Origin of the sequence: Algoriphagus sp. AGSA1, assembly GCF_021390545.1 — a bacterium.
Lineage (GTDB): Bacteria > Bacteroidota > Bacteroidia > Cytophagales > Cyclobacteriaceae > Algoriphagus.
Window position 1 is genome coordinate 189,320 of the sequence record NZ_JAJUWR010000009.1, and the last position, 7,079, is coordinate 196,398.

The following is a 7,079-nucleotide window of genomic DNA, read 5'->3' on the forward strand; positions in this document are numbered from 1 at the left end:
GTAAGTAAGACTATTGAAAATTATAAACATATGAAATCGAGCATGTCGAAGGCGACACACAAAGGGATGATTATTCCCCGGGCGAGATTCCATGTGATCATTGAAAAACAATTACAAACACATGAAAACTAATAGATTTTATAAAATACTTCCTGTAGCAGCCTTCCTGTTCGCATTCCTAGGTTGTACAGACTTAGACGAAGAAATTCTAGATGAGTCTCTTACCGGAACAGGTGAAGCAGAAGTGGTTAGTGGCTCCATAGCTCCTGTATATGGTATGCTTCGTCAGGTATGGATGCATACGGTGAATTTCGGACTTCAGGAGGTGGCCTCTGATGAGGGAATCCTTCCTTATAGAGGAGGAACGGATTGGTTTGATGGGGGCAAGTTCATCGCAATTCATCAGCATCTGATGACCCCTACGAATAGCTTGGTGGGAGATACCTGGACGGCTATCACACTTGCTTTATCCAGAGCGGTATTGGCAGTGGAAAGACTGCAATTGGAAGTTGATAACGGGAATTCTACTGCTCAGGATCCACTGTATGAGATGATCGCCATGAAGGCTTACCTCAATATGTTGGCACTTGACAACTGGGGGCTGGTCTTCAAAAAAGATGCATCTGACCAACTCTCAGAACTTCTTAGAGGTCAAGAAGCGATCAGCTACATAGAGTCGGAATTATTATCTGTAGTGGATGTGATCAATAACACAAAAGGTCCGGGAAGACTGAACAAACATGCAGTGGAAGCATTGTTGGCCAGACTTTATCTCAATGCAGCGGTGTATAGAGATCCATATGGCACGCCAGACTTCAGATCAGAAGATATGGACAAAGTGATCCAATATACCAATAGAATCATCAGTGGACCATATTCACTGTCTCCGGAATATTTTGAATTATTTGATGACAGTAACCACAGCAATCCTGAGATTATCTTCTCCCTTGACCAAAGAGGAGTGCTTCAGACTGAGCATAGCCGATGGGCGTATTGGCCGATTTCAGGAGACCTGATTCCAAGACCGGAATTTCCCAATACCCGTGGTACAGACGCTGTAGGAGTGACCCCAGACTTCTTCCAGACTTGGGTAGATGCTTATGGGGATGTGGATCCAGCTGAGGCTGATGCCCGTTTTTTCAAGGAAAACACGATAATTCCTGAAAACCTGAAGGATCTCACAGGGGTAAATCCTACGAATGATGCAAATCATTTCTATACTATTGAGGCAAAGGAATTTGAGATAAACCGAGGTATATTGAGGAATATCATTTGGGGGCCGAGAAAAGACGGTAGCGGGAATATCATGACTGACGGAGATGGAAAAGTGAAAATATACCCAGTGATCAATAGAAGAAGCAGCGGGGCAGACATCCGGTATGTTGATCATACGCTGAAAATTGATTTTTCTACGGAAGGTAGTTTACACAATGCTGGATACAGATTCTCAAAATACCAGTTTAGCCATACTGCCCCTGATTGCTGTAACTTCAGTAGTGTGGATTTAGTATTGGTCCGCTTAGGAGAGATTTACTTGATGCGTGCTGAGGCCAAGCTAAGAAAAGGTGACAATGCTGGAGCGCTGGAAGATATCAACACTTTGAGAACTTCAAGGAATGCGCGTCCGGCTCAGACTCCAGCTCCATTGAATACGATTGATCTGGATATTTTATTCCGTGAGTCAGGCTTTGAGTTGTATTGGGAAGGTCATAGAAGAACCTATCAAATACGCTTTGGGAAATATGAGGATAGCTGGACAGAGAAGAATGATACTGATGTCAACAAGCGATTGTTTCCTATTCCTCAAAGGGCTATGGACGGAGCATCAAGTGAAGCGGGATTTTTGGTGCAAAACCCTGGATATTAAAACCTATCAACCTTCTGAATACAAAAAAACCGATGGGATTATTGCCCATCGGTTTTTGTGTTTTTAAACCCCACATATCGCCTCGATTTTGTCAATAAACTCTTTTGTATCAATTCACTATTTTTTTTATGGTGTTGTTCTTTAAATCTATAGAGAAATGATCGGAGGGCAAGGAGTGATACAGCTTATCAAAAATCCCAAAAAACTGAATGAGCTCCCTGTTTAAGTGATGTGCTGAGGTATATTTTTTTTGTGTAACCAAAGGAATCAACTCTTCATAAAATTCAACCCTATCTTCTGAAATCATATTTTTTCCAAGCTCATCACCGTTTTTAAGTAAATAGAAATCATCGATAATGGTTCTGTTGGAAGTAGCCTTGTTACGTTTGATCTTCAGCTTTTTTAATTTTTCGCCGAGGAAAAGTTCCCCATCATTCTCATTCATTTTGCTCCAATTGATGAGTTCGGAATGTGTGAGATGCTGTAATAGGATGGCGAGATTTTCTGGCCAGTCAGAGGGGATAAACCTGGATTTGGTCAGTTCCAATAGGTGATTTCGGGTATATTCAAGATAGTCTTTGGAAGCAAGTATAGAACTGTCCCATATTCCGGGGTCTTGGTTTTCCAGCAGCCATCGGTGCTCCATTCGATAGAGATCAAAGAACTCATTCATGTGCTCCACTTCAGTCAGAGAGATAGTTTCGATCTCAAGCGAGGAAGCATCGGGGATTCTTAAGGTTTTGTACGCAGGTGGAAAAGCTGCCAATGAAGGTACTTGTATATTATACATGGTATGGGTGGTTGTTTGGTCATGGTAAATCCCTGTGTCATTGATATGCATATGCCCGGCGAAATGGATTCTGACCCCAGCTTTAGCATATTGACTGGTAGTTTCAGTAGAAGGCACCCGTTCGAGCTGGAATTTCTGGGTTCCAAAAAGAGAACCCATTTCACTTGAAGCTCCGTCGTGGAATTCCACTAAAGGATAGTGGCTAAAGGAAATCAATGATTTTCCTCTCCTTTCAGCTTCGGCAGCTACTTTTTTGATCCAGTCTAGTTGGTGTTTTTTGTGAAAAGCAGCTTGGTTAAAGCCTACGGATGATCCTTTCCACTCACTTCCGTTATAAGTATAAACATTTCCATCCAAAGCTAAAAGCCAAATTCCGTCTATCGGTTCTACCACGTAACTGGCATCGGGTAAGAAAAGCCCGGAATCACCTGCTTCATATACCCGTTTTTCTAGAGCAGAATTGTCTTTTGCTTGTTGAAAATCATAATTATCCACATCCAGTGGCTGGAACGGATGAGCCCAAAAAAGGTCTTTTTCACTGGGGAAAAAACCAAAATCCCCCAAAATTTCAGTGATCTCCGCATATCCCCAGTAATTGACCTGATCCGAAAGAGCGACCTCTGAAGATGGGAAAACGGCCTTAGAGCCCGCAATAGATTGCTCTGAGCCATCTGCGCCAAGGAAGTCCCGTTTTCCCGCCAGTGCTCCAAATGGCTTGACAGGATCATGATTGCCGGTAGTCAGGAAAAAGCGCATTCCGGAATCTTCCGCATATTCATCCAATATTTTCTTTAGCGCCAGAACATTCATAGGTTGCCCGTCATCGGTGAAATCTCCCGGAAGTACCACGAGTTGAATGCCTTTTCTTTTTAGATCTTCCAGGGCGGCGATGAATGCAAAGTAGTTTTCATTGAAAAGTCTTGTGGAATTGATCTGGCTTTTCATGGTCCGGACAGTGGCGTATTTACCGGAAGCAGGATTGAAAATGCCTTGGAAATCCTCAGAATTCAGATCCGCATAGACATCTTGCAGATGGATATCTGATAGAAATGCAATTTGTTGTGTCTCTGTCTGCGCTAGGCTCGAATGGGAGAAAGCCAGTTGAAAGGCAGTACCAAGGATCGCCGGGAGTAGGTGCTTTTTATTCAAAATCAGAAGTAGGAGTTTTATCATTGACCATTATCGGATTTACTCTCTCATATATGTTTTCTCCGAATTTAACTTGGTAATCCGATTTGAAGAAAGTGGAGGGCTGATAATAATCAGTAGATATCACCTGCGCACCGGAAGCCTTGGCTTTTTCGAATTTTGTGTAATCATTATCCCTGGCTTCCTTGGTGTCAGAATCTGCCCGGGTTCTGATCATATATCCCTTTTTGACAAGATCCCTGATGTAAGTTTCGTTTTCGATTGGATTATTTATAATTCTGAATCCGGCAGTGGGATCCCCTTCTTTTTTATTGACAAATAGCACTGCGTTTTTCAGGTCAGGCTTTGCGGTTAGGTATCGGTCTGTTTTCTCTTCATTTTCATCCAGGACAAAAAGAAATCTTCCTTTCACATCCTCAAGGAGAGGCCAGTTACCTGCTAATACCGCTGATTCCAAATCCTGGAATTTTCCCCGTACCATATCAGGTGTGATTAAATGCTCCATTCCCAAATGCGTCCTGATTTCCAGATCTATGCTGTCCAGAGCGGTAGCGGTAAAGGGAAGCGTAGAACGGGTTCCGGGGATGTTTCCGTCTTTTGCATTGATCAGAATAAAAATTGGCGTATGATTCGGATTGTTTTCACTCCAGGCTTTCAAGGCTTTCAACGCATCTGCAAACAGCAGAAAATGCGACTGAAAGTCCAGATCCTGTACATGGAAAAGCTTCAATCCGGGTTTGGAAAGCGCATCATCAGGATCATAAGCAGGAATGCTCCCTCCACTGCTTTTGATGATCTCCAAGCCTTTTGGGTTGGAGTACCTTCCTCCTTCCGGATCATGGAACACGTCGAGTTCAAGATTTCTCAATCCTAGTTCCAACTGGGCTTCGAGAGAGATGTGTGCATATTCCAGGCTTTGCGAAGCGGAAGGATTAACTTTGGATAAATACTCCAGCAGTTCAGGAGCCATTTGGCTTTTATAGCTGTTGTGACTCCCGATTACCTGGATCTGATTGATTTTCAGTTCTTGGGCGGAAATGTGCAGTGAAATCAAAAGGAGAAAAGCTGTAAAAGAGCGGAAGATTGTGGTTTTCATTGGGAGTGATTTAATCCGCAATTTTCATTTTTTTAGAAGGAATGCACTGAAACTTGCATCACCTTTATGTTATTAATTTATGTCAACTCAGGATAGAGGTTTTTTTTGTATAAAGTTTATTTGGAGTTCCTTATGTTATATTGTTTTTATTCTGGTCGTTGACCGATGATTTTGACTTTATCAAAGTGTTAAGCCTTGCTTATTTGCTGTTTTCAGATTCTTATTTCTTCTGAATATCTTATTTTTGGACATGCTTAAATTCCCTCTATCTCTTCTTTTTCTGCTGTTTAGCATTTTTCAGCTTGCGGCACAGGAATCTAGAACTTTCCAACTTCATTCGCACAACGACTATCTTCAGACGGTACCTTTTTGGACGGCTTATTCAGCTGGGGCTTCATCGATTGAAGTAGATGTGATTTTGCAAGAGGGGAAATTGATGGCTGCGCATGAACCAGAGACTATTAATCCGAAGCGAACTTTAGAGAGTTTGTACTTAAATCCTATTTCCGAGGGATTGAAAAGCGGCGTGATTTCTTCTGTTGATTTCCATTTGTTGGTTGATCTGAAAACAGAGGCCTATGCTACACTGGAGGTTTTGCTGGAAAGTATGGCAAATTATGACGAGCTGCTTTACAGTAAAGGTAATCCGACTGGTTTGAAGCTGATAATTTCAGGAAATAGACCCAAGCCGGAGGATTATCAAAAGTACCCGGATTGGATGTTTTTTGATTACCAAAGCAAGGAGTTGAATAGTGATTTACCCTGGGAAAAGATAGGGATGGTAAGTTTGAGTTTCAGGCAGTTTTCTGTCTGGAATGGTAAGGGAAGAATGGTGGAAAGTGAGCGCCAAGAAGTCCAGAACTTCATTGATATGGTTCACAGTTTCGATAAGCCGGTTCGTTTTTGGGGCTCTCCTGACAGCAAATCTGCCTGGAAGGCTTTTTATGAAATGGCTGAGGATTATATCAATACCGACCATCCTATCGCTGCGGCTGAATACCTGGGTAAATTGGGGGAGAATATCTACCAAAATCCGGACAAACATGAAGTTTACCAACCTAATTTTGAAATAGATGGTACAGATGTTCCGGTGAAGAATGTGATTTTAATGATAGGGGATGGGAACGGATTGGCTCAGATTTCTGCCGGATTATTTGCCAATGGAAATGAGCTGAACTTGACCCAGTTGAAGAATATGGGGTTGGTAAAGACTCAGGCGGCGGATGATTTCACCACCGATTCTGCGGCGGGAGCCACCGCTTATGCCACTGGTGAAAAAACAAATAACAGAGCTTTGAGTGTGGGGCCAGATGGGAAACCCTTAAGAAACCTGCCTGATATTCTGGTTGACTTTGGTTTTTCCAGTGGGATTATCACCACTGATAAACTGACAGGTGCTACTCCGGCGGCGTTTTATGCACATCATCCGGAGCGGGATGACTCGGAAGAGATTGCTGCTTTTTTACCAAAGAGTAAACTGAATCTATTCATAGGTGGAGGTGCGGATAATTTTGCCTTCGAAGTCGAAAATCTGAAGGCAGAAGGCTTCACCTTGGTTGAAAGCCTGGAAGAGTTGGCAGGAGACCGGGTTGGCTATTTTGCGGCTCAGGGCTCCTTGCCTAAGATGCTGGATGGCAGAGGGGATTATCTTTTGAAAAGCACCAATGCCGCACTTAACTTTTTCGAGCAGAAACAATCGCCGTTCTTTATGATGGTAGAGGCTGCAAATATTGATTCGGGGGGACATGCGAATAGCACCTCTATGATCGTATCCGAAATGCTGGACTTCGATGAGGTAATAGGGGAGGTGATACGCTTTGCAGATGAGCATCCGGGAACTTTGGTTTTGATCACGGCTGACCATGAGACAGGCGGGGTTTCTTTACCTCAGGGAGATGTGGCTTCAGGTAAGGTGGAACTTGGTTTCCACAGCGATGACCACACCGGGATTATGGTACCGATATTCGCCTATGGGGCACACTCAGGTGACTTCAGAGGGGTGTATGAGAATACGGAGGTGTTTCATAGGATTATTGGATTGATTAAAAAGAAGAGGCTGTCTCATATTGATGTTTGATAATTGAAGACAGCCTTTTTTATTCAATAGAGGCCGATTTCCTGATTTCGGCCTCTATTTTTTTGAATACCGTTTAATTTTATAGGAATCGGGATTCTCC

4 protein-coding genes are annotated in these 7,079 nt (G+C 42.9%); 2 read left to right on the forward strand and 2 right to left on the reverse strand.

Annotation, left to right across the window (positions count from 1 at the left end; genetic code table 11):
- Positions 1-121 precede the first annotated feature (121 nt).
- The gene (locus LZF95_RS09120; RefSeq protein WP_233754674.1) at positions 122-1,867 is read left to right on the forward strand and encodes a RagB/SusD family nutrient uptake outer membrane protein; all 1,746 of its coding nucleotides are present in this window, start codon (positions 122-124) and stop codon (positions 1,865-1,867) included.
- A 109-nt stretch (positions 1,868-1,976) separates the two neighbouring features.
- On the opposite strand, the gene LZF95_RS09125 is transcribed toward LZF95_RS09120, so the two are convergent.
- Positions 1,977-3,830 (reverse strand): metallophosphoesterase, encoded by a 1,854-nt coding sequence (locus LZF95_RS09125; RefSeq protein WP_233754675.1) that lies wholly within the window; start codon positions 3,828-3,830, stop codon positions 1,977-1,979.
- Positions 3,799-4,902 carry a phosphatidylinositol-specific phospholipase C1-like protein gene (locus tag LZF95_RS09130; protein ID WP_233754676.1) on the reverse strand — a complete coding sequence of 368 codons (1,104 nt, stop codon included), beginning with the start codon at positions 4,900-4,902 and terminating at the stop codon, positions 3,799-3,801. The genes LZF95_RS09125 and LZF95_RS09130 overlap by 32 nt, the downstream gene beginning before the upstream one ends.
- Before the next feature lie 250 nt (positions 4,903-5,152).
- Here LZF95_RS09130 and LZF95_RS09135 point away from each other — a divergent pair, with 250 nt between their 5' ends.
- On the forward strand, positions 5,153-6,979 hold the full coding sequence (locus tag LZF95_RS09135) for an alkaline phosphatase (RefSeq protein ID WP_233754677.1): 1,827 nt from the start codon (positions 5,153-5,155) through the stop codon (positions 6,977-6,979).
- The last annotated feature ends 100 nt before the right edge of the window (positions 6,980-7,079 follow it).

What these genes read in the sequence shown, in the direction of transcription:
- LZF95_RS09125 (WP_233754675.1), bottom strand. Translation starts at nt 3,830, where the DNA reads ATGATAAAACTCCTACTTCTGATTTTGAATAAAAAGCACCTACTCCCG.
- LZF95_RS09130 (WP_233754676.1), bottom strand. Translation starts at nt 4,902, where the DNA reads ATGAAAACCACAATCTTCCGCTCTTTTACAGCTTTTCTCCTTTTGATT.
- LZF95_RS09120 (WP_233754674.1), top strand. Translation starts at nt 122, where the DNA reads ATGAAAACTAATAGATTTTATAAAATACTTCCTGTAGCAGCCTTCCTG.
- LZF95_RS09135 (WP_233754677.1), top strand. Translation starts at nt 5,153, where the DNA reads ATGCTTAAATTCCCTCTATCTCTTCTTTTTCTGCTGTTTAGCATTTTT.